Below are 26151 nucleotides of genomic sequence, written 5' to 3' on the forward strand. Positions count from 1 at the left end.
AAATTCACTTAGAAATAGAGAATTAGACATGTCAGAACATAATGATACTCATATAGCAGAGCTGCGCCGCGAATATATGCGTGGTGGGTTACGGCGAAAGGATCTTACTGAAGAGCCGATGGCGCTTTTTGAGCTTTGGCTGAAACAGGCCTGTGATGCTGGGCTTAGCGACCCAACGGCGATGTGCGTAGCAACAGTCGATGAGCATGGGCAGCCTTATCAGCGTATCGTCCTATTGAAGCATTTTGATAACCGCAGTCTGGTTTTTTACACCAATCTTGGTAGTCGCAAAGCGAAACACTTAGCTCAGAATAACCGTATCAGCCTCCATTTCCCGTGGTATCAGCTTGAGCGTCAGGTCAGCTTCCTGGGTAAAGCCGAGCGTTTATCGCCTCTCGAAGTAGTGAAATATTTCCATAGTCGCCCGAGAGACAGTCAGATCGCAGCCTGGGCTTCACAACAATCTTCCCGTATTTCTGCCCGAAGTATTTTAGAAGGGAAGTTTTTAGAACTGAAGCAGAAATTCCAGAATGGCGAAGTGCCGTTACCCAGTTTTTGGGGTGGATTCCGGGTTGAGTTTGATTCGGTAGAGTTCTGGCAGGGGGGAGCAAGCCGTCTGCATGATCGTTTTCTATACCTGCGTGAAGGAGATAAATGGCATATTGATCGTCTGGCGCCTTAACTGCATTAATTACCGTTTTTAATACTGGCACTTATAGTACTGGCGTTTTATGCTATAGCACGCGATTTACAGCGAATCGTGACAATTAGACAATGATATATGCCTGATAGATTGCAAGTTGCAGCCCGGTAGTACTCAGAACAAACGATATACCCGATAAAGCTGCAACTTGGAAGATGAAGGATATAAGTAAAGAACACAAACCAATGGAGTCATTGATGTCTAGCAATAACCTGATTAAACAACTGCAAGAGCGGGGCCTTATTGCCCAGGTAACGGATGAAGAAGCGTTAGCGGAAAGACTGGCGCAAGGTCCGGTCTCTCTCTATTGCGGCTTCGATCCTACCGCTGACAGCTTGCATTTGGGCCATCTGGTTCCCTTGCTGTGTTTAAAAAGATTCCAGCTGAATGGGCATAAACCGGTAGCTTTGGTAGGTGGAGCGACAGGTTTGATTGGTGATCCTAGTTTTAAAGCGACGGAGCGTAAATTAAACACAGAAGACACTGTTAAAGAGTGGGTTGAGAAAATTCGTAACCAAGTTTCTCCGTTCCTGAGCTTTGAGGGTGAAAATGGTGCCGAATTAGCCAATAACTATGACTGGTTCGGTCAAATGGATGTCCTTTCTTTCCTGCGTGATATCGGTAAGCACTTTTCCGTTAACCAAATGATCAATAAAGAAGCGGTTAAACAGCGCCTGAACCGTGATGATGTTGGGATTTCGTACACTGAGTTTTCTTATAACCTGTTGCAGTCTTATGACTTTGCTAACCTGAATGGAAAATATGGTGTTGAATTGCAGATTGGTGGTTCCGATCAGTGGGGCAACATTACATCAGGTATCGATTTGACTCGCCGTTTACATCAGAAACAGGTATTTGGTCTGACAGTACCTTTGATTACTAAATCCGATGGTACTAAATTTGGTAAAACAGAAGGTGGAGCAGTCTGGCTGGATCCGAAGAAAACCAGTCCATACAAATTTTATCAGTTCTGGATTAACACAGCTGATGCAGATGTGTACCGTTTCCTGAAATTCTTCACTTTCATGGACATTGAAGAAATTAATGCGTTGGAAGACGAAGATAAAAACAGTGGTAAAGCTCCGCGGGCACAGTATGTTCTGGCAGAAGAAGTTACTAAACTGGTTCATGGAGAAGCTGGTTTGACGGCGGCTAAGCGTATCACTGCGAGTCTGTTCTCCGGAGCAGTGGCTGATTTAACCGAAGATGACTTTGCGCAGTTGGCACAGGATGGTATGCCAGCGATTGAACTTGAGAATGGTGCTGATTTGCAACAGGCACTGATCACTGCTGAATTTGTACCTTCCCGTGGGCAGGCGCGTACCATGATTAGTTCTAATGCTGTTTCTGTCAATGGTGAAAAACAGTCTGAAGCGATGTATGTATTTGCAGACGAAGATCGTCTGTTCGGGCGTTATACTTTATTACGTCGTGGTAAAAAACATTATTGCCTAATCGATTGGAAATAATTCATAAAAGCATTACTAAGGGCAACATAATTGTTGCCCTTAAAGTATCAGACTGTTTTATAACTCATTTGCGGTTCTTAAAATAATAATCAGGCCTAATCATGAAAAACATACTTTCAATTCAGTCTCATGTTGTTTTTGGCCATGCAGGAAATAGTGCATCTGTTTTTCCGATGTGTCGTATGGGAGTGAACGTATGGCCATTAAATACAGTTCAGTTTTCTAATCATACGCAATACCCACAATGGCGTGGCTGTGTGATGCCGCCAGAACATCTGGCTGAAATTGTGCAGGGAATTGGTGAAATTGATAAATTAGCATCCTGTGATGCTGTTCTCAGTGGGTATATTGGTTCAGCGGAGCAGGGAAACTATATTCTTGATATTGTAAAGCAGGTTAAACAGGCTAACCCTGAAGCATGGTATTTTTGTGATCCTGTTATGGGCCACCCAGAGAAAGGATGTATTGTGGCTCCGGGCGTTTCTGAATTCCTTTGTGAAAAGGCATTGCCTATCAGTGACATCATTGCACCTAACTTGTTGGAGCTTGAAACACTGACAGCAACAGAAATCAAAAATGTAGAGCAGGCAGTATCGGCAGCCCGTCAGCTATGCCAAAAAGGCCCAAAAATTGTTTTAGTCAAACACCTCAGCAGAGCAGGTTATCAGAAAGATAATTTCGAAATGTTGCTGGTGACTAAAGAAAATAGCTGGCATATCAGCCGTCCATTGATTGATACCGGTGAGCGTCAGCCTGTTGGGATTGGTGATTTAACCAGCGGCTTATTCCTTGCTAATTTGTTGAAAAGCCCATCGATAACACATTCAGTATTGCAGGCAGCATTGGAACACACTACAGCAGGTGTTTACGAAGTTATGCTGGAAACGCAAAAAAGCGGAGAATTTGAATTACAGCTTGTTGCTGCCCAGGATAAGATGGTGACTCCAGCCCATAAATTCAAAGCCATGCAAATCGATTAAGTATAAAAGAAGTTAATATCTTTATGCTTCCGGTAAATTTGTACCGGAAGCAGTGGCTTTAAATTAATCACTCCACATCGAATAATTAGTATTGAGCCAATCAAATGAAATTGATTTTAAGATATTACTGGTTTTTTATGCTGGAGTGAGTTCGAACATATTTCATAATACATTCAAGTTTTTCACTAGTTTCCTGCCATTCTCGTTCCGGTTTTGAGTCTCTGACTAATCCTGCGCCAGCTTGAAGCCAACTTTGCCCTTTATGTTGATAGCAAGAACGTAATACCAATGCGGCATCCAGTTTACCTTTGCTATCTAACAGCATAACACAACCACTGTAAAGCCGACGTGGTTCACTTTCGTAACGGGAAATAGCTTCCAAAGCAGGTTTCTTTGGTATACCAGAAGCAGTAACTGCAGGGAATAAGGCAACGAAGGCATCCCAACGATTCTTATCTGTTCGTAGTAGCCCTTTAACACGTGATGCTAAATGTTGTACTGAGCCACGTTTACGAATTGCCATAAACTCTGATATACACAATGTTTCTGCCTGACAAATTGGTGCTAATTCTTCTAATGCAAGTTTGGCTGACACCGCGTGCTCAGCGATTTCTTTTGGATCAGAAAGCAAATCTGCTTGCAGTTTTTGATCTTGTACTTTGTCATGTGTTAATGCTCTTGTGCCTGCCAATGGTTGGCTATTGACCCAACCAGTACCATCTGCCTCAATTACTGTTTCTGGGCTGAAACCGTAAGCAGAAAATGCTTCATCCTGTAAGAAGAAAGAGCGAGCAGGAGTATTGGCTTGACGACCCAACCAGTAACTGTGTGTTATATCGACATTTGTACCAAGCTGAACTTTGCGTGAAAGGATCACTTTTTGATATCGGCCTATGGCAATATCTTTAACCGCATTTGCTACGTTATTTTGATAATTTTTTGCCAAATCTATTGTATTGACAATTTCCAGTTCTTTTGTATGTGGAAAAGGTGGTGTACTGATTTGGTCAAGTTGTTTGATTTTCTCTCTCAATATAGTGAGCTGGTTTTCTTCAAGTGTTCGAATAAGAACTTGCCCTTGAGTTATGCGTAATTCATGTACTGGAACAGTGATTTTTATTAATGCTTCATTTTGCTGTTTTAATGATGGATCCAGTGATATTCCATATGTTATATGAGAAAATTCAAATAGTGTTCTACCGTAACCGCGCCAATCTTTGATAGCTAGGTCATTGAGAGCTTGTTCAAGTTGTTGGCTTAATGTATTGATATCGTATGGATGTCGATTACCTTTTGAATCAATTAATTGCCCAGATGCATTTGCGCTTATAGTGGCTGCACAGCCAATTCCGAGTGACCATTCACCTTTGATTTCATAGAGTGTATAAGGTTGTGTATCATTATCTGTAAGATCTGCAATTAAATGAGTGACCAGATCTAATGGAGCGCTAGTAATAGATATAGTGTGTTCATGATATTGCCGCATTGGACTTTTATTTTCTTCTGCTTGTTTCGGTTGTTCTGTTTGTGCCATTTGTACCAACTGAAGTTTGTCTATTTTTCCTACTGTAGTTAATGGCCAATATTCAATAAACAACCACTGATCAGGTATCTTATGGCGCTGAATGCCATTCTGATGTAGAAATGCCTGTATCTGTGCAGGTTCCGGCCGGTTAATATTTTTTGGTATGCATGCGCAAATTCGTTCACCTAAGAGATCATCAGGAACAGCGATGACAACTGCGTCATCAATATTTGGATGTTGTAGTAATAATGTTTCAACTTCTTGCGTTGAAATTTTCTCTCCACTGCGATTGATTTGCTCTTTAATGCGCCCTTCAACGATCAGATTGCCATCTGACCTCATACGAACGAGATCGCCAGTGCGATAGAATCCGTCAGCGGTGAAGGCTGTGGTATTATGTTGCTTAGCTCGGTAATACCCAGTAATAGTGTAAGGGCCTCGAGTAATCAGTTCGCCTACTTCACCAGAGGGGACAGATTGCAGATTAGTGTCAACAATTTTGATCTCATCTTCTTCTGATAATGGGCGACCTTGGGTATTAATAATGACTTCATAAGGATCATCCAATCGGGTATAGCAAAGTAATCCTTCCGCGGTGCCAAAGACCTGTTGTAAAGGCCCAAGACGTGTAATCACCTGTTTTGCTAGTTCTGGTGTAAGTCTGCCTCCACCAACTTGTAAACAACGTAGAGAGGAAAGATCGCTTTGTTCCCAGTCACGAGCCTGTTCCCAGAGACGGGCCAGCGCTGGAACTAATGCAAGATGTGTTACCTTATGCTTTTCAATCAATGGCATGGCTTCATCACAACTGGCGGTATCACTTAAGAGGACACACCCTCCTTGAGAAAGGGTACCTAAAATGCCAGGACTGCCTAAGGTGAAATTATGTGCGACAGGTAGTACCGCTAAATAAACGCTTTCGGTATTGATCGAGCACAAACGAGCTGATAGTACAAAGTCATAAGTATAGGCATCGTGAGTACGTGGAATTAGTTTTGGTGTACCTGTTGTTCCTCCAGAAAGTAGGAGGATGGCAATATCATCGTAATCTGGGCCAGAAATAGACATATCGAGTGGTTTACCATCAATGGATGATAAAGGGATAAATTCTTCTGCTTCCCCATCGACAATAATATATTTCATTTCAGGGCAAGATGTCGCCACTTCCCGTGCCATTTTCCGGTAATCAAAGCCATGGATACAATCGGGAATAATATAAGCCACGGGACAGGCAATTTGGCAAAGTGCATGAACATCATGTGCACGTTGTGTTGGCATTAATAATACTGGATGAGCCCCTAATCTGAACAGGGCAAAACAAGTGATAACGAAGGAAATACGATTAGGTAATTGTACCATTATGTTGTCACCACGACGTATTCCACGTTGGAATAATCCACTGGCCATTCTTTCCGAAAGTTGATGGAGTTCCTGATAAGTAATATATTGTTCTTGATAGATCAGTGCTGTTTTATTCCCCCAGGTTTTCGACCATCCGGTAAGTTGTTGGTCTATAGTTTTACCATTCCAAAGATAGTCTGGCGTCATTGTAAAATTTCTTCCTGAGATTGAATAAGATGCCATTATGCGAACTCCTGTGGATCAATATATTGCATAAATTGTGTAATGTGATGAATAAAATTTTGAGGTTTTTGCGTGATATAAAAATGATTGCCGACAATTTCTTGGTAGCAATGCGAAAGGGCTTGTTTGTCACTGGCAAGCCAGTGATACCATTGCTGAACTTCCAGAGCTGAAGCCTCTTTATCTTTATTACCATAAAGCAATAAAGTTGGTGTTTGCAGCTTTATTGAACTAGATTGAATGCTCTTGTGATAATTTTCTGTAGCCCAGAAATCAGCACGCAACATGGGTAAGAATAGTGCCAGTAATTCAGGGTCTTCGCGTAGCATCGGATTGCAGCCGCCAATATCGATGAGTTGTTTAATAAATTCATGATCAGGTAATCCACTCAATTGGCGTCGAGACGGAAGATGGGGAGCATGACACCCTGAAAGTACCAATGCTTTAGGAGAACAATTATGTTGTTCAAGGCGTTGACAAGCTTCAAAAGCGACCTGAGCTCCCATACTATGGCCGACTAGTATCAGGTTTTCTCTTTGTACAAGCGTGAGTGACATGAGTAGAGAAGAAAGTGATTGTGCTAATGATGGAATGCTGGTGGCCGCACGTTCACTCATACGATTGTCACGACCTGGATAAATTACCAAAGAAACGGCAATATCAGGATTTTCCAAAGTAACCCATTGGCGAAATGCACTGCTGCTGCCCCCAGCAAAGGGGCAGATTAATAGTGTGTATTTGGGTTTGCCACAAGGTATCAGGCATGGGCGAATCATAGGATGTACAGGCAGTGCCCAATTCATCAGCATTCTTCCTTGATTAACATTAATTGAGTCGGATCAATCCAAATTGGAGGCTGTAAATCTTGTGTAACAGGTTCTCCCATCATACGAAGAATTTGTTGCCACAAGTTTGCCAACCGTCGTTGATAGTTATCATTAAAAGCGGGGGGGCAGAGTGCACCATTCAATACAGAACTTAATGTATTGAGTAGAAATGCTACGCCTTCAGCACCATCACATTCAAATGCTGTCATCCAATCTTTGGTTGCCGGGCAAAGAATTTGTGATGTTGTTTGGTGTTGATAAGCACCATCCGGTTGACTAGCAGTTAGATAAAGACTTTGATTACTATTCAGATGATTTGGAGCATGAAGAACCGGTGTCCAGATCACCGGCCCATAACTGGCTTCTTGCGTTAGATAACCCGTAGGCCAAACCAGAGTCATCTTGTGCATTATAAGGTTGTACATATCGGGATCTTTGGGATCCAGATAGGACTGAACATCTAACGCGATAGTTGTTTCTGCAAAACGCAATTCAAAGCAATGAAATGCATTACTCCGTTGATTGACATAAGCTATCTCTATTTGCTCTGGGCAATGACAGGCTTGTAGCAACAAGTCAAGAGCGGAAAATAGTAATTGGCGGCTAGTTGTCATATAGCCATTTATCGGATGTTGTTTTGATAAACGGCTAATTTGATGTGCTGCATGTAACCAATTTCTGCCAGCACGGCATTGGCTATAAAAGCTATTTACCCAAAATATAGCCCCTTGTTTTTCAGCGGTTGATTGGTGTTGTTTGATGGCTTTTGCATCAAGGGGATGCTCCTGAATAACAGAAATACCCCGTGTCAATAATGCTTGGGTTAATTGATCTCCTTTACCTCCAATGACTTCCGCTCGTATGACTACACAGGCAATATCAATGTCGTCGGGTAATTCATCCAATGAGCGAAACAGTGGCACATTGAAATCACGGGCCAGTTGCTGTGAACGAAGGCTTCCTTGCGCCAGAATACCGGCTAGCTCCAGATCTGGCCTAGGTTGCAGGAATGCATTAAGGTACAATTCGCCAAATTTTGCACCAACAATTAGAACTCGCCGTTGCTTTATCATATATTCTCCTTAACAGTCTCAATAAATTTGGCTGAATTCATGATTTTTTTCAGACAAATAACCAGTGAGTTAACATGTTTGTGTTGGAATAAGCTGTAATGATTACCATCAAGTTGTGTCACGTTAACAGGCCCGAAGACTCGCCAGCCGAGATCTATTGAGGTGACTGTTGTTGGATCAAGATAATCCATAAAATCAGGTAATGCCTGAGTAGCTCGAATAAGGCTGAAGGGCTGTGACGTCATAGGTGGGCAGTAATTAAGCAATGCCCGTAAGTTATGGCGCCATATGGTGTAGAGTTCAGTCAACGAGCTATCAATTTGTGCAAATTGTGGCAGGGCTTCATGTAGTATTTGTAGGAACGTCTCGGTATTAGCCTCTACCGTGCGATTATCCAGAGTTAGATCGGGAAATTGCCCCTGTAAGTCGAGTAGAAAATGACGGTGGCAGAATGCATCATTCAAAATCAGGTCGGGTCGTATGTTTGGAGCGAAACTATCAATCAAAATGCAATGAGAAACGTTTTTACCAGCGGTGCGTAATTGATGTGCTATTTCATAAGCAACTAATCCGCCAAAGGACCAGCCCGCCAGTGTATAAGGCCCTTTAGGCTGTAACTTGCTGATTTGTTTTATATAGTCAGCCGCCAATGCTGCAATGGTAGGTTTATCGGTATTCAGGTTATCTGGGGGAAATGCTAGTCCAATCAGACGATGATCACCGAAATTGTCCGCTAGATGACGGTATCCGAACAAATGCCCACCAATAGGATGAACGATAAATAAAGCCGGTTTTTCAGCGTTTCCCTCGTTTAAAATTACTGCTTGACAGGTATCTCCTGATTGGTTCTCAATAAATTCGGATAATAAATGTACTGTGTCATAAGTTTGTAATAGGCTGAGTGGATATTGGTGGTTGAATGTTTGGTTGATTTTTACCATTAACCGTACTGCCGCCAGAGAATCTCCTCCAAGAGCAAAGAAGCTTTCATGTACGTTGATAATTTGCTGCTCTAGTACTGATTCCCAAAGACTTAATACCGTTCGTCCTGTTGCATTAAGAGCCATAGATGATGGTGTTGAATTAACTTCTTGATCTGCTTCAACTAGAGTAATCAGTGTCTGTCTGTTGATTTTACCGTTGTCGGATATAGGTATCGCATCGAGAATAATAAATCTCTGTGGGCACATCCAAACCGGTAAGGTCTGCTGCAACCAGTGAGGTAGTACCGGTAAAAGTTTTGTAGATACGTGTGCATCGTCAGTTAAACGTAAGCCTGCAACAAGTTGCAATGCGCCAGTTGATGTAGTGTGAGCAAATACGAATGCTTGCTGTATCTCAGGATGCTCACATAAACGATGCTCAATTTCGCCCAGTTCAATTCGGTAGCCACGAATTTTAATCTGATGATCATTGCGCCCCAAAAATTCGATATTCCCGTCTGGGAGCCAGCGCCCTAAATCACCGGTACGGTAAAGCCGTTCGCCTGTTTGAGGATGCGTGATAAAGGCATATTTCGTTTTTTCAACATCAGCCCAGTAACCTAGAGCAAGACCTTGGCCACCAATATACAATTCACCAGTCACCCAAACAGGGCAAGGAGAAAGCGTTGCATTAAGTACGTAGAAGGTCTGATTAGCCAAAGGCTTACCATATGGAATACTACGCCAATTTGGATTGGCTTGTGTGATGGGATAGGCGATAGACCAGATTGATGCTTCGGTTGCGCCTCCTAAGCTAAGGAGATTTAACTTAGGGTGAAGAGTATGCAATTTAGTCGGCAAATTGGTAGGTATCCAGTCCCCACTCATCAATACCCAACGTAGGCTACACAGGGAGTGAGGATAGCTACGGGCATACTCCTCAAGTAGTTGGACAAATGCGGGAACAGAATTCCAGACAGTCACCGACTCTTGTTGTAACCATGCTAATAATTTGTCCGGTTGTCGATTGTTGTCCACAGTAGGTATAACTAGTTTTGCCCCACAGCTTAGTGTCCCGAACAGGTCATAAACGGAGAGATCGAAGGTTAACTCTGAGATTGCTAATACGCTATCGGTCTCATTGAGATCAATGCGCTGGTTAATATCAAGAATAGTATTAACCGCGCTTTGATGATCAATCATGACACCTTTTGGTGTTCCGGTAGAACCGGAGGTGAAGATAACATAAGCTAGATCTTTAGGGTGTATGGATACACTCGGTTTGTTGGTGGCTGGTAATTTGTTGAGTAATGCTTCACTTAGAGGGATTATCTGGACATTGTCAGGCCAATTCAATTGTTGAGCGAACTTAGGTTGAGTTAGTACGGTATCAATTTCCCCTGATGCTAGTAGCTGATGTATCCGTTGTTGAGGATAACTGGCATCAATAGGCAGGTAAGCACGCCCTGCTAATAAAATTGCAATAACTGCAATGACTTGTTCCCAGCCTTTTTCCATCACTACACCAACCAGTGGCGAAGTCTGATTTTTTTGTGTTTGTAGATGAGCTGCTAGTGTCAGGCTTTGTGACCACAAAGTGCGATAGTCTAACTGACAATAAGCATCGACAACGGCAATATGTTGCGGATAAAGGTCTACTGCCTGTTCAATCAGCGAACAAAGTGTATGGGGTGGAAAAACGTTTTTTGTCGCATTGCTATTCTGACATAAAGTGCGATCGCTTATCGGAAGCCAGTAAGGAAGTGGGGCACTCCATTGGTAATTTTGTTCGAGCAATGCAACGATACTGGCTTGATAATGCGCGAACATGTTTTCTGCGACTTGAGGCTGGAAGAGTTGTGGCAAAATTGCCCACTGTATGGTGACACCACCTTCTTCGCCAGAAATTAACATACAGTCGAGATAAACATGGGGGGTTTGCGCTCCAAACAGATTCAGCGATCCTAATTCTGATGGTCCTTTACCCACAATACCGGTTGTATCGTTGAATACTATCGGCATACCGGCATTCAGGTTGTGGTGATGCTGATTTTTTTCCCTGAGTACCAATTGTCCGTCAAACAGCGCATGTTGAAGATCAGCTAACCATTGTTTTTGTAGCCTACTTACTGCATCGCTGAAGCCTGTGATATTGCGCAAGTCCACTTCTAGCAGTAATGTAGTAGACAGATTTCCGACTAACATATCGCAATGCTGTGGCATTAATAGGCGGTTGCCATGCAGGACATTGATAGTGAAATGTTCGTTGTTGCTCCATACCGATAAAATATGGGCAAATAGTGTGAGCATAACTTGTGAAGGTGATACACAGTATTCTGCTGCACGTTGTTGCAAACGCTGCCATTGTTGTGGGTTTATATACCCAGTCAGGCACTGTTGATCGAGTTGTTGTGACTGATGATCTTTCAGTGGTAGCACTGGCGCATCAGGAATTGAAGATAAGCGATCAAGCCAATATTGGCGGCTTTGTTGCCAAGCCTCTCCGATTGTCTCGTTTTCTAATGCCTGAATATAATCAGCAATAGTTATTGATGAGGGCTCTGGTTGCCAGCTAGGTTTCTGATACCAACGTTGTAAATCTTGCAATATTAAGGTCAGACTTTTTCCATCTGCTACCAATAGATCAATAGTCAAATGTAGTAGGTGTGTCCGGTCATCTGTATGGTACAGGGTTAAATCAAATAACGGCCAGTTGTCACTAGGAACGCCTTGAGTACGTAGAGTATTACGCGCATTGTTTAGTTGTCTCTCACTCTCTTCTTGTGTCATACGCCGACAATCAATGACTGTCGGCGTATAGCAGGGTACTTCTGAAAGAATATGATACTGTCCCTCTTTTACGTAACCACGTAATTGCCCATGATGGTTTATCACACTGTTCCAAGCAGCCGTAAAACGAGGTAGATCAAGCTCATCAATGGTCAGCTCAGCATAGAAGTGGGCAATACCATTGCCAAACTGAAACAGTTGGCTTTCTCCCAACCAGTAAGCATATTGCAGCGCGGTGAGTGGGAGAATCTGCTCTGATGATGGTTCTACCTGATGTGGTGTAACCAGTATGTCTGAATTTGTCTCACTGACCTGTAGAGTACGGCAAAATTGGCTTAACTTAGGGTGTTCAAACAATTGTTGCAGATTTGCTAGCTCGTAACCCTGGCGACGTAGTTGTACCACCATACGGGTAGCAATCAAACTATCACCACCACTTTGGAAAAAGTCACTGTGGCGATTTATTGGCTGAGGAAGCAGTGAATTCCAGAGCGGAATCACTTGCTGTTCAATGTCATAGAATTGCTCTTCTTCTGTTTCCTGTTGCCTAGTTTCCGGGGTTAACCGTCGTACCACTCCCTCTTTCGCTGCTACTACTAGTGGTAATTGTTCTTGCTGTTGAATATGCAATGAGTAAGGTAAAGCAGAGAATTGTGCTGATATTTCACTGATATTAAGCCGTGTTTGCTGCTCCACTCGCGCTAGGATCAATTGTTGATGTAGTTCTGGTCCATCTTGTCCAGGCCATTCCAGAGAAATATGGTAGCCAGATTTATCTAGATAATTACGCCAGTCTGCAAGCTCCAGTAATGCACTATTACCTTGATCATTACTGCGTTCATCAGCCCAGGCGTTAATGCCTTCAATAAATCCTACACTGGCGAGTTGCATAGCACTTTCTCGCTTGGTGGATTCAATAATCAGCAACCATCCACCGGGTTTGAGTAAGCGAGATAGTCGTTTGAGTGTATTCCTCAGATGGATGGCATCATGTAAGACGTTAACCGCTATAATCAGGTCATAACCAGATTCAGGATGCTGGCTAAAATCAATACGTTGATTAATGTCGAACAGGGAAAATTTTATAGTTTCTCCATAGTGATTAAATGACTGGCGAGCATCATCCAAGAATAGCTGTGAAACATCAGTAAAGTGGTAACTTTCAATGAGCTGAGCATTATTTTTGAGCACTTCTTTTGATGTGGCACCTGTGCCAGCACCGATTTCCATTACAGTGAAGTGTTCAGATACCTGACCCAATTGTTGGACAATTTCAGCGGCAGCATGATTCAAGCAACGTAACGCAGGATTTTCGCTATAAAGGCTGGCTGTAGTTTGTTTATCGGCAAACAGCAATTCTAATGCATTACCACGTCCGGCAAGTAGGCTGTCATGTTGCTCAATACAGGTTGCAACATATCGACTGATGGTTTGACACCACACAGAATCATCCAGTTTTGCCGTGGGTACGGGGATCTGGCTGAGCGGTTGCAGACAACGGTATCCATCAGCGGTTTTTTCCATAAATCCTTGTTTGCTTAATAATGTCAACCATTGAGTAAGTAAACGTTTATACTGTGGTGCGAGTTGTAAGTGTTGTTCAATTTCTTCACGATGGTGATATTGTTGTGAAGAAATAAATAGGTTATGCCGCAGTAAAGTCTGACCCAGACCTAATAATGCTTGTTGCTCAATATGTTGCCAAGAGCGTTCAAATTCTTGTTGTTCTGCCAAGGTTGGCAGCGGTAAAGCTTCAGTGTTTATCATCAATGGTTCTGGTAACGATAATGATAAATTATCTTCTGCTACCAACAATAAATTATAGTCCCGAGTGTCGTCCTGACATGGTTGAATTTCTGCTAACCGTATCTCAGGTTGAGAGCGCAAATATTGTTCGACTTGATGTAACGCAGGGTGTTGGGGCCAGAAGTCATAACGAGTATGACCGACAGGTGGGGTATGAAGATCATAATGATCCAAATGTTCAGACTGGCGGCAAGTTTGTACAACTTGTATTAACAAAGCGTTATAGGCAGCAAATAGTGCTTCAATGACACCCGATTCCAATACATCATCCATGCAATACCAGTTAAACATCAGATCACCATCCACTTCCATAACTTGATGATCCAGCCATACTTGTGGAGTTTGACTTAGAACAAAGATCGGCTCACCAAGTAATTGAGTGATAGATTGTTTAATTGTTATGCCTTCTTGTGCCATCCCTAACATACTAGTGAAAACGACTGGTGTTAGAGGTTGTCTGTTTTGAGTGTCACCGGATTGCTGGCGACTCAATTCCCTCAGCACTTCAACTCCATTGACATGACTATGGCTTAGTCGTTGCCAGAGTAAGGCTTGGGTTTTTTCCATGCTGGCACGCAGGGAGGTTGTTTTGCGTAAATCGAAATCCATCAACATGACGGAAGTAAAATCCCCAATCAGCTCTTGAACCTCTGGATGGAAGGGCTGGCGGTTAAAGAATGTCAGATTGAGGGTAAACAGTGGATGGCGGCTATACCATTCAAGAGTATGGGCAAACAGTGTTAACAGACCCGCGGAAGGAGTAACTCCCCATTTTTTCCAGCTTTGTTTAAGTACTTGCCAGTCAGATTGTGCCAATCGGCCTTCATAAGTCGTGAATTGCGGCTGGCTACGCTTAGGTAACTGTGAGTTCAATGGTAATCTTGGCGCAGGAGGTAGTGAAAGCAACTGTTCCTGCCAATATGCCCATGATGTGTGCCATTCTTTACTTTCACGTTGTGTTTGTTCTGCTATCACATAATCGCGGAAAGTAAAAGTTTGTGGAGTAAGTGGTTGTTGCTGGTGATAAGCCTGTTGTAGGTCTTCCATCATAATCCGGAAACTCTGTACGTCAAACTGCAACAGGTCTAAGTTCATGTGTAAGCGACAACGTTCATTTGGCAATAGGGAAACAGAGACTTCAAAAAGTGGCCACTGTTCAGCAGGAGGTACTTGATAAGAAAGAGTATGGCGACGCTGAGTTAAAGTTTGTTCGCAGGCTGCATCATCTAGTGCTCGTAAATCATCTTGTGATAAAACATACCAAGGTGTTTCAGGCAAAATTCTTTGTTGTCCTTCGTCATCAACGATCATGCGTAACATACCATGACGATGAATTAGGGTATTCCATGCTTTTTCAAAACGTAGGATATCAAAGTTGTTTAATGCCAGATCCCATTCAAACAGAACGTGACATGCTACACCTCCAAAATCAATGGCCTGAGTACGGCCAATCCAGTAAGCGTGCTGAATTGGTGTCAGAGGAAATGGTTTATGGTGTTGAGCGCTGTCAATAATGATCTTTGGCTGAGTGGATTCAGTGGATTGATTAAGTCGTGTGTTGCCAATAAGTGTATTAAGCCCCTCCAGCGTTATATTCTGATAGGCTAATTCAGCGGTTAATCTGAAACCAAATTGCTGGTGTATTAGCGTATTTAGCTCAAGGAACAGTAAGGAATCCAAACCAAATTGTAATAGATCTTGCTGTGGCTCTATACATTCAGGCTGTTCTAAGCGCAATAATGTTGCGATATGCTGACGTAGCCAATGGAGCCGCTCCTTACTATCCTGATAGAGTGAACTATCGGTAGATAGTGCGGATGTTGGCACTGTAGCGGCCTGAGCTGTGTCAGTCTGTAAACGCCGTAAAATGTCAGGATGACTTTCGTCTAATCGCATTGCTAGATAGCACGGTGAAACAGAACGCAGGGATTGATTGAGGTGCCAGATTCCCTCATTGATGCTGAATGGTAACATGCCATCTTGCGCTAGTTTTTTCACTAATCTCTGATCGCTAGCCATGCCAATACCACCCCAGACACCCCAAACCAATGTTTTTAAAATCAATGAATCGGTTGAGGTCAGCGCTAAAGATTCCAGATAAGCGTTAGTAATAGCATAAGCGCCTTGCCCCTGAGCACCTAACATTGAAGCAGCGGAAGCATGAAGCAACAGGTACTGTGCTTTATGTTGCTGAAGTACTGTTTGCAATATTGACGCACTTTCGGTTTTTACGCATAACATATTCGACAGATGTTGGCGCTCAAGTTTTGCCAGAGGAGTGTGATCAGAAATACCTGCGGCATGAATAGCACCGGCAATACCATCGTCTTGCGCTAGTGATTGCACGGCACTCAATAAGGCTGATGTGTTAGTGACATCAATCTTAATCCAACGTATTTCACATTCACCACTTAGTGACAGTTCGTGGACAAAATCATCCCAGTCTTTATGTTTTCGGCGGGAAAACACAGCAATCTTACGAGCCCCTTGTGCTAGCAACCAACGGATGGAAATTTGTCCGATACCACCCATACCACCTGTAACGATGTGCCAACCCTGATAGGGGATCAATATTTGTTTTTGTGATAACAGAAGTGGCTGACGCTGTAGAACAGGCACAGAAACTTGATTTCCCCGTACTTTTAGCCAGCGGCGATGCTTATTCAGATGACAGAGTGCTAATAACAAAGCATCGACATCATTGATATGAGAGATATCAATCGCCTGAATCTGACGATCGGGATACTCTTCAGCCGCGACCCTCAATAGTGCCCAGACAGCGTATTGCGCGGGATTGATATCCTCTTTTGACAAGGTGCTTTCAGGTTGAGCGCAACAAGTGACAACGGTTAAGGGTGTTGTTTCGTTACGTTTTAATTCGTTAATAACCTGATCACATAATTCAACAATATCATCACCCTGAAGTAGTAATAGTGTATTTCCACTTTCCGGTTGTAAATTAATACCTGCCTGCTGCCAATATTGAGCAATTGTGTTACTCGCTGTTGGTGTACGAAGAGTATACGCCGTTGAAAATTTTGGTTTATCTATAGTAGTTATAGTGCGCCAATGTAGAACATAGTGAGTATCAGGGCATGGTTGTGGTGTAGGAAGCCATGATTTTGTTGTCGTTGTCGCCAATTGGCGAGGTAGATCAGCTCGGGCACTCATCAATGCGAATAAGCGTTCGCCAGCATAAATTAATGCAGGGAAATCGGTGAGTAAATTTGTCTCTAGTAAGCGACGATTTGCATATGGTAGAACATGTTGAGGACGGTACATTTTACTAGCAGTTGGTCCGACAATTTCCTGGTAATAGCCTTGCTGAACACAATTATTCAATAGTTGTTCCAGCAAAGGGCGCCAGCAAGGTTGCAGTCGACCTGCCCGAATCGTATCAATGGTACTGAAACCTTGCTCAGTCTTGGCCCCATGACATTGATAGACCAGAGCATCAGTATACAGTGCTCGTAGTGTTGCTGCATTTGCATTTTGGTCAATAGCAGGATCGAGCAGGAGATTGATATCAAGCCCAGAATTATTATTGACCGAATGTTGTACAAATTTGTTTTGTTCAGCATTGGCGGCAGCGAAGCTATAATTCTGTTTATCAAATGGGTAGAGCGGAGCATGGCATTTTTCCCCTAAAAACGAGAAAAGACGTGACCAATCTAGGTTGGCACCAGCACAATAAAGTTGCATGAGTGCTGTTTGCTGAACTATTTCTGGAGGGTTTTGACGAAGTGCACTAGCAACCCAGGTTTCATGTGGCAAGCTGATACGTCGTCCGATTCCTGTCAGTTGCGCATCAGCACCAAATTCTACGAATAATGTTGCACCTTGTTGGCGGGCAAACTCAATTGCTTGGTGGTAACGTACTGTTTGACGCATGTGGTGACGCCAGTAGTCTGGTGAACTTAGTAGCTCGGTAGTTGCAATATCTGCCGTCATGGTAGAAATTAACGGGATTTCGCCCTGTACAGGCTGTAGCTGGTTGCGATACAGGGAAAAACGTTGAGAAAATTCTTCTAGAATTGGTTCAAGCATGACTGAATGTGCTGCACAGGCAACATTAAGCCGTTGGAAACGAATCTGCTGCTGTTCCAGACGTTGGGCCAGTATATCAATCTTTGCTTCTGTTCCAGCCCAAATCAAATGTTGTGGGCTATTGTAAACCGCCAAATCTAATGCCAGTGAATGTGTAAGAGGAAGAATATCTTCTTCATTGGCAAAAATTGCCAGCATTGCGCCTCCTCGGGCACATTTTTGCATCAATTTGGCCCGCATAGCGACCAACGGCATTACTTGCTCAGGTGTGAAAATTCCTGCAACAACAGCAGCAGCAAATTCGCCAACGGAGTGCCCTAATACGTAATCCGGCTTTAAGCCAAGAGCTTTCCAATGTGCTGCCAGTGCAATCTGATGAGCTACGATTGCCGGTTGTGCATATTCAGTGGTGGCTAATGCGGTATCATATTCTCCGAACATTACTGCTTTTAATGGTAGAGCCAATTCAGATGAGCTGGCAGCACAACAACGGTCTAACATAGAAGAGAAAGCAGAGGAGCTGGTATACATTGCTTTTCCCATCCCAGACCATTGACAACCCTGACCGCTGAATTGCCACAGTTGCTTATTTTCACTTTTGACTTGTCTACTTAAAATATCCGGTGTAGGACTCTGTTTTGCAAAGGCAGATAAACTCTTAGCATTTTTTGCTGTGTTTTGTGGTGTTAGTGTCAACGCTAAACGCCAGGGAAATGAAAGATCACGTCCCTGTAAGGCAGTCCAGGCCAGATTAGTATGATTTCCTGAGCCAAGTGCAGTTGCGTAACGTTGTGCCAATTGACGTAGTGAAGACTCAGAAGCTGCGGACAATAACAAAGGTATGCTTTGTACGTGGGCTTGCGAATTATTGACATGGTGATGTTGTAACTCTTTTGGCAATGACTGCACCACAATATGGCAGTTGGTACCACCAATACCAAATGAAGAAACGCCCGCAGTACGTAATTCTTGCGTCCAACTTTGCCCTTGTCTTGCTAACCTGAGTGGGCTTTCCTCCAATCGCAATGCAGGATTAGGTTGTTGTACATTGATAGTTGGAGGAATATGGCCATGCCAGACTGATAGCACTGTTTTAATCAAACTGGCAATACCCGCTGCAGTATCGAGATGGCCTATGTTGCTTTTCACTGAGCCAAGGTAACAAGGTGGGACAGCCACACTACGCTCAGAGAATATGCTGCGTAACGCATCAACTTCTATTGGGTCGCCAAGTGGTGTACCTGTGCCATGTGCTTCGATCATTCCGATGTCATCAATGCTGATATCTGCTAGTTGTAGTGCTTCGGTAATCACTCTGCGTTGACCATTAACAGAAGGGGCAGTAAAACCAACTTTCTCATTGCCGTCGTTATTAATGGCACTGCCACGTAGTACCGCCATGATAGGATCGCCATCGCGTAGAGCATCATTCAGGCGTTTTAGCGTAACAACACCAACTCCATTACCACCGTAAGTGCCGTTTGCTTGACTATCAAAGGGACGACAATGTCCATCAGGTGAGAAGATCATTCCTGATTGATATAAGTAACCGCTTTCTTGTGGGAAAGAAACAGCTACACCACCGGCCAGCGCCATATCACATTCACCGGAGCGAAGGCTTTCGCAAGCCATATGCACTGCAACCAGTGAACTTGAACAGGCTGTTTGTATTGTGAGTGCGGGACCTTTCAGGTTTAATTTATAGGCGGTACGCGTCGCAAGATAATCTTTATCGTTGCTCATTAGCGCCTGTAACCCTTTTACTTTGCCAATATCGGTCATAGTGAATTGTGACCATGAAGGCCAAGTACTAACACGACTGCTGGCAAAAACGCCTGTGTTCAGGCGCACATTGCGTGGTGAGTAGCCAGCATGTTCAAGGGCATGCCAGGCTGTTTGCAGAAACAAGCGTTGTTGAGGGTCAAGTATTTCAGCTTCCTGACGCGAATAGCCAAACAGTGTCGCATCAAATTGTTCTGCACCCTCTAGTATTGCTGCCCGATTAACAAAGTTTTCACTATCAATGACTTCAGGTAGTATACCGGCATCCAATAATGTTTGTCGGGAGAGTGTGGTTGTACACTCAATTCCTTGTTGCAGGTTATGCCAGAAAATATCGCTATCTGCTGCCTGTGGAAAACGACAGGCAAGGCCAATCACTGCGATGGGATCACAATTACCGTAGTGAGGCGTTAAATTGGTCATTATGCAACTCCTTTATGACGTTTTTCCCGTTGTTGTAGACGCTTTTGTTGTTGATGTTGACGAAGGGTAATCGATGACTGATTTCCTTTTTGGATATCTTTTCGGCAACGTAAACTAAGCGCTTCTGGTGTTGGATAAGCAAATAAATCAGTAACAGCAAGATGGTGAAAACCTGCCTGTTGCAATTTACTGTGTAATTGAATTAGCTGTAGCGAATTAGCCCCGGCATCAAAAAAGTTCTGCTGAACATTGATGGCGTTATTGGTTACAGATAAAAACAGATGCTGAATTTCACTGCATATCTGAGGATTACATTCTTTCGAGTCTGATGAAGCAGTAATATAGGAAGAGTTACTTTCAGTTTTATTATCAGCAACCATCAGGTATTGTTGGCGAGGTATCAGTTGTTCTAACGGTGAATACCAGCTTTCTGTTTGTGCTGCGAGGGTGTGTAATAGCCCCATGTAGCTATCAAACATAGTTTGTAAATGATGGGGTTCAAATAACGCTTCGACTGCATCCCAATTTAGGCAAAGCTCACCGTCAGATTCGTAAACCTGATGATCCAGCCAGATTTGTGGTGTTTGTGAAATCCCCCAAACCGGTTTCATCCATGATGAACGTGAAAGGAATTGTCCTGCATGGGTGCCTAACGCACTGGTGAAAACAATGGGCATGGTGGCTACATCAGTGCCATAATTTTGTGCAAGTTCCCGCATCACTCTGATCGCGGAAATATGACGGTGATCCAGATCTTGCCATAACTGTTGTTGTAACCGCCGTGCACTTGATAACCAATTTTCTTCCGGATGCCAGGCAAGAAGTGATAGTGAAGTAAAATCACCCAAAATATGATTAATATCCTCATGCCAGTGTGGGCGATCGAATAGAGTAAGATTGAGCGTTAATTCAGCTTTGGTGCTGTATGAAGAAAGAGTGGCTGCATAAGCTGAAATCAAGAGTGCAGAAGGTGTTATCTGATGTTGAGCTGCATATTGTTTTAACTGATTCCATTCATATGCAGGTAAACGATCGCTATAGCGTACAAAATGCGGAAATTGCACCGTTTCTGGGGCAAGACGTAATGGTAATTGTGGTGCTAGTGGTAATGTTTTTACTCGTTCCTGCCAATATTGCAACGAATTCTGATGCTCTGATATTTTTTGCTGACGTAACACACAATCTCGGAATGTGATGTTTAGTGGTGGTAATTTGTGTTGTTCATTGAGGTATAGCTGTTCTAATTCAGCTAGCAATATCTGCATGCTTAAGCCATCTAATAACAGATTATCCAGACTGACAAATAATCGAGAAACCGAACTGTCATCTTGTGCAAGCTGGAAATCGAACACAGGCCAATGCCCGGCATCTAATATCTGATGTGACAAACGTTCGCGTAATGTATCCGCCTCAGTAATATCCGTGAATTGGTGCTGTTTAACTGAGAAGAGAGGGGGATTTTTCAATATTTGCTGCTGTCCGTTGATAACCACGGTTCTAAGCACTGGATGGCGTTGAATCAGACGATTTAGGATTCGGTTCAGGCGTTGAACATCCAGCTGTTCTATCTGGTATTCGATAAAGAAATGTGCACCAACACCACTCAGACTAAATCCAGGGTGACGTCCAACCAAATAAGCCTGCTGAACTTCGGTCAGTGGGAAAGGCTGATATTTATCTTCATCCTGCTCTTTAGGTATCGAATATTTATTTGATGAAATATCAGGTGGGGGGACCACTATAGTAGAAAGGGTTGCGGTAAATGCCGCTAATTGTGGATTACGGAAAAGATGGCTCAGTTCACCTTTTAATCCTTGTGGTGCTAGCTCACCAATCAGACGTGTAGCCAAAAGACTATCACCGCCAAGTTGGAAAAAGTCGCTGTTATGATCTAGCTGTTCAGTATTTAACAAACGTTGCCAAATGGCAGCAACAGTTTGCTCCTCCGCATTCAATAGAATCATATTATTTTGGTGCGGTTCAGTTTCAATTTTTGTGGACAGTAAGTCTTGTGCCAGAGCCTTGCGGTCGATTTTACCGTTAGGTGTGAGGGGCAGATGAGGAATAACATGCAAACGTTGTGGGATCATATATCCCGGTAAATACTGTGCTAATGCAGATTTGATTTTTTCCCGATCAGGAATAGTGATGCTATCATTTGTCTGCATTAACAACATATTAAGATTACCAAGGGTAACTGGAGTTTCTGTCTGTAATGGCATAAGAGATAACCATTCTGATGCGGAACGTAGCTGTATACCATAAGGTGAAAGTAATTCACTGGTAATCAAAGAGATAGGAGAGGCATGGTGCAACTCTATTGCTAGTATTAACGCTCCGGGCTGCGCTAAAGGCATTAACTCCTTGATACAATTTGCAGGGTGTTCTTCTCGGTGTAATACATTATTCAGCAGGATAATATCTGCCTGATGCTTTAGAGACTCAGGAGTTTGCTCAGGCCAGCGTTTCACTGATACGTGCGTGTGGGCGGTTAACCGGGTATTCATTTGGTTAATGAATGCCTGAGAGCGTTCAAAACCGATATAGAACAGATGTTGAGCGGTAATCTGTTCAGCCAGCCATTGGGCACAAAGACCACTACGTGCATCGAATTCCATTACGGTGACTGGGCGTTGTAATCGTTGGGAAAGAGCAACGATTACTTGTTTTAATCCCACTAACAATTGTTGATTTTCGGGCAAGACAAAAAGTTGTTGTTCTGGTGCGAATTGTGGATCATCAAGCAATGTGATTGCGGTTTGTTGCCCGGTTAGAATACTACGTAGAGTAGAATGCCAGCGCTTGGGAATACATTCAGCTTTAACTTTATTACTGAATGTCGAGGATGGTAATCTGGCCTTATATACGTGATGCGCTGATTCAATCAATAGATTGTACTGGCAAAGATACGCCAGCATACGGGCAAACCAATCATGATACTCTGATTGAAGTTGGTAATCTTTCAGACAATCAGCGAGCGATTGGGGTGAAGTAAATGTAATGCCGTAACGGGATAAATGCTCTAGGAAAAATGTTGCAATCTGAGCCCCCTCATTGCCATCAGTTTTATCTGTTTCATTAATTGGCTGCATTAAAGGGAACAGATCACGATAGGTTGTCGGTAACTGTGGAGCACGATTTATATGTTGGCATAAGGTATCACCTTCTAATTCAAGGAACGCCACCAGACATTTTTCTTTTTCACCACTGGTTAATGCAACACCTTTATGAATACCGGTTACTTGATTGAGAGCTGCTTCAACTTCACCTAGCTCAATGCGATATCCGCCAATTTTGACTTGACTATCGCGGCGTCCCATAAATTCCAGCCAACCTTCAGGATGATAACATCCGAGATCACCTGTTCTATACCAACGTTCTCCTTGGTCGATAATGAATTGAGTTGTCGTGCGTTTTTCATCATTAAAATAACCTAAAGCAACACCGGTTCCACCAATCCAAAGTTCACCGACAACCCAGTCAGGACAATCTCGGCCATCTTCACCCACGACACGGTAACGTTGGTTAGATAGAGGATAGCCATAAGGAATCGAACGCCACTGTACATCAACGTCTTTGACTATATATTCATTTGACCAGATAGCGGCTTCTGTTGCGCCTCCCATGGCACTCAGTACGCCAGCAGAATTGAATGCACGGTAACGTTCAGGTAGTGACAAGCCAATCCAATCGCCGGATAGCATCACGGTGCGAAGCGTTTTTGGTGTATCGACTTCCATTCCTTCACAATAGGTTAGTAACATATCGAACAATGCTGGTACACTGTTCCACAAAGTAATATTGTGTTTCTTGATCAATATTTCCCAAGTTGATGGGTCCCGTCGTTGTACTTCATTAATGAGTACCAGTGCTCCCCCGACACTGAGAATGCCAAAGATATCGTAAACAGAAAGGTCGAAATGCAGAGCGGAGAGTGCTAACAGTCGATCCCGACTTTGAATTTGATGACGGCGGTTAATGTCTAGACAGGTATTCAGGGCACTTTGATGACTAATGACAACACCTTTCGGTATGCCGGTAGAACCGGAAGTATAGATAATATAGGCCGGATCAGTTATGTCACGTTTAGCCATGTGAGTTAAAGGTAATAATAGATCATCTTGGTACCAGGAAATACAACATATATTTTTTGGCCAATCCGCATGTTGTTTTTTAGAATCAATGACAACAACAGTTATGTCGGCACTTTCGCAGATAGCACGACATCGGTTTAATGGTTGATCCACCGGAATTGGAACGTAAATACCTCCAACATAAAGGATGGCTAATACAGCAACGATTTGTCCGATGCCTTTTTCCATGCTAACGGCAACTCTATCTCCCGGCATAACTAACATTTCTTGCAACACAGAGGCCAACTGGCGGGCTGCCAGACTGAGTTTGGCATAACTCATTTTTTGATTGTTATTTATTAACGCGATAGCATTAGGAGTCCGTTCTGCTTGTGCAAACACTTCCTCATGCAATAAGGCATCGGGTAGTGATTCAATAGTATTATTAATTTTATGTCGCAGGCGGTATTGCGACTCCGGCATCAAATCCGGGAGTTTCTCGCTCCATTGAGTGGCGTTTTCTGTCAGGTTTTCAATAAGCAGCTGATAGACAGAAAATAAAGTATCCATTAATCCATCAGGGAAGAGTTCATCATTACTGTCCCACTGAATATTCAGTGTATTGTTATGTTCAAAAGCAACGAAATCTAACCATACTTGAGGTGTCTGTGAGATCCCCCAACTTGGTTTTCCTAGAACACCGCTGGTATTCTCACCATATAAAGGTCGGCCTAAATTGCTGGTGAACACAATTGGCGCACCATGTGGGTGGTTGCCGAGTTTTTTAAGCTCCCGCAGCACTTCTACACCAGACCAATGACGATATTCATACGCTTCAGCAAATGTTGCTTGTGCATTCTGTGCTAGTTGGCAGAACGGTAAATTATCACTAGGAATGTCCAGCAATAGAATATTAGTAAAGTCTGCCAGGATGCTATCGACCGCAGGATGCAGAGGAACTCTGTCGAATAGCGTTAGATTGAATAATAAGCGTGTGGTGCTATCTTGTGTTGTCTTATCCTGCGTTGTGGTGTCTTGTCTCGTACTATTCCAGCGACACAATAAAGCAGCAAATGCGGTTGCCAATGCCATAGTTGGTGTCACCCCATTTTGCTGCGCGAGGTATTTAAAATGTTCCCAATGCTCAGTCGCTAAACAGAAGTGTCTGCGTTGGATCTGGACATTTTTTATTAGGGCAGGATCTTTGGCCAGAGGGAGCTGGGGCGCAAGTGGTAAGGTATTTAATCGGCTGCGCCAGAATGACTTGGCTTTTTGTCGGTCTTGATTAAATTGAGACTGATATTGCGTTAGATAACTGCAAAAATCATAGTCAGAGGGTATAGCTGGTAAGTTACGTCTGGCAATTAATGCAGCCAGTTCAGTAAAGAACAGGCTAAAACTGGCTGCATCCATGATTAGTAAATCAATATTAGCATGCAGACGATGCTGATTATTACCAAACAGGCTCAGTTGAATATCGAAAGTTTCTCCTTTTTCAACTTGTAATACCCGATGACTTAGTTGTTCACGTATGTCAGTCAGCGCTTGTTGTTGCTCATTGTCTGTCTGGTTACGCAGATCATGAATTGTTAATTTTTGCCAATAAGCATTAGCCATACCTTGCTGGCTACCATCTGGCAAAAACTGTACACGCAACATTGGATGCCGTTGAATCAGAGCATGAATAGCAGCCTCCAAAGGTTCAGGTTCCAGTCCAATACCATCAAATTCGTGATATAAATGGCAACCAACTCCCCCCAAAGTTTGTTCTGGTGAGCGTCCAACAAAATAAGCATGTTGTACTGCCGTTAATGGGAATGGTTGAGCTTCTACAATTTTTGGCAGTGGCTGTGTATCTTTAGATGCAATTTGAGATGGTGGTGCATGGCGTTGCAGAAGCTGGCTCCAGGCATGCAGTGTTGGATCTTGATAAAGTTCTCGTAAAGTGACGCGATATCCTTGACGTCTGAGTTGGTTTAGCAATGCCATTATTTGCATTGAATCCAGTCCATTGCGAATTAAATCATCGTAATCGCCCACCAAAATATTCTTTTGGCTAAACAGGCCAGAAATAAGCTGGCGTAGTGAATCTGGAGAGGGAAAGTCCATGTGCATGAAGAAATCCTATAAAAAAGGCAGTTATCCA

Annotated in this window: 8 protein-coding genes and 1 pseudogene; 3 read left to right on the forward strand and 6 right to left on the reverse strand. The window is 43.2% G+C overall.

Annotated elements, in window-relative coordinates; all coding sequences use genetic code 11:
* The first annotated feature begins 28 nt into the window (after positions 1-28).
* The 3 genes from pdxH (at position 29) to pdxY (ending at position 3152) form a co-directional block, all read left to right on the forward strand.
* On the forward strand, positions 29-682 hold the full coding sequence (pdxH, locus tag AAC855_RS06675) for a pyridoxamine 5'-phosphate oxidase (protein WP_340608830.1): 654 nt from the start codon (positions 29-31) through the stop codon (positions 680-682).
* A gap of 218 nt (positions 683-900) precedes the next feature.
* Positions 901-2172 carry a tyrosine--tRNA ligase gene (gene tyrS / locus AAC855_RS06680; RefSeq protein ID WP_340608831.1) on the forward strand — a complete coding sequence of 424 codons (1272 nt, stop codon included), beginning with the start codon at positions 901-903 and terminating at the stop codon, positions 2170-2172.
* A 101-nt stretch (positions 2173-2273) separates the two neighbouring features.
* Entirely contained in the window at positions 2274-3152 is an 879-nt protein-coding gene (pdxY, locus tag AAC855_RS06685) for a pyridoxal kinase PdxY (RefSeq protein WP_340608832.1), read from the forward strand.
* Between the two features lie 124 nt (positions 3153-3276).
* Here the strand turns inward: pdxY and AAC855_RS06690 are convergent, their stop codons facing one another.
* The 6 genes and pseudogenes from AAC855_RS06690 to AAC855_RS06715 all read right to left on the reverse strand — a co-directional run bounded on the left by AAC855_RS06690 (position 3277) and on the right by AAC855_RS06715 (position 26120).
* Complete coding sequence (locus AAC855_RS06690; protein ID WP_340608942.1) at positions 3277-4686, reverse strand: salicylate synthase; 1410 nt, start codon at positions 4684-4686, stop codon at positions 3277-3279.
* Positions 4681-6225: pseudogene (locus AAC855_RS06695) on the reverse strand ((2,3-dihydroxybenzoyl)adenylate synthase); the annotation flags it as partial. The pseudogene AAC855_RS06695 and the gene AAC855_RS06690, both read right to left, overlap by 6 nt.
* Before the next feature lie 35 nt (positions 6226-6260).
* A complete protein-coding gene (locus AAC855_RS06700; RefSeq protein ID WP_340608833.1) occupies positions 6261-7064 on the reverse strand; it encodes a thioesterase II family protein in 804 nt (267 codons plus the stop codon).
* Positions 7064-8161, reverse strand: a complete 1098-nt coding sequence (locus tag AAC855_RS06705; RefSeq protein WP_340608834.1) for a Gfo/Idh/MocA family oxidoreductase — start codon at positions 8159-8161, stop codon at positions 7064-7066. The genes AAC855_RS06700 and AAC855_RS06705 overlap by 1 nt, the downstream gene beginning before the upstream one ends.
* Positions 8158-19932, reverse strand: a complete 11775-nt coding sequence (locus AAC855_RS06710) for a non-ribosomal peptide synthetase/type I polyketide synthase (RefSeq protein ID WP_340608835.1) — start codon at positions 19930-19932, stop codon at positions 8158-8160. Before AAC855_RS06710 ends, AAC855_RS06705 begins: the two co-directional genes overlap by 4 nt.
* Entirely contained in the window at positions 19932-26120 is a 6189-nt protein-coding gene (locus AAC855_RS06715) for an amino acid adenylation domain-containing protein (RefSeq protein WP_340608836.1), read from the reverse strand. Before AAC855_RS06715 ends, AAC855_RS06710 begins: the two co-directional genes overlap by 1 nt.
* Between the last annotated feature and the right edge of the window lie 31 nt (positions 26121-26151).

Source organism: Xenorhabdus bharatensis, from assembly GCF_037996705.1.
In the GTDB taxonomy this organism is placed as follows: Bacteria; Pseudomonadota; Gammaproteobacteria; order Enterobacterales; family Enterobacteriaceae; genus Xenorhabdus; species Xenorhabdus bharatensis.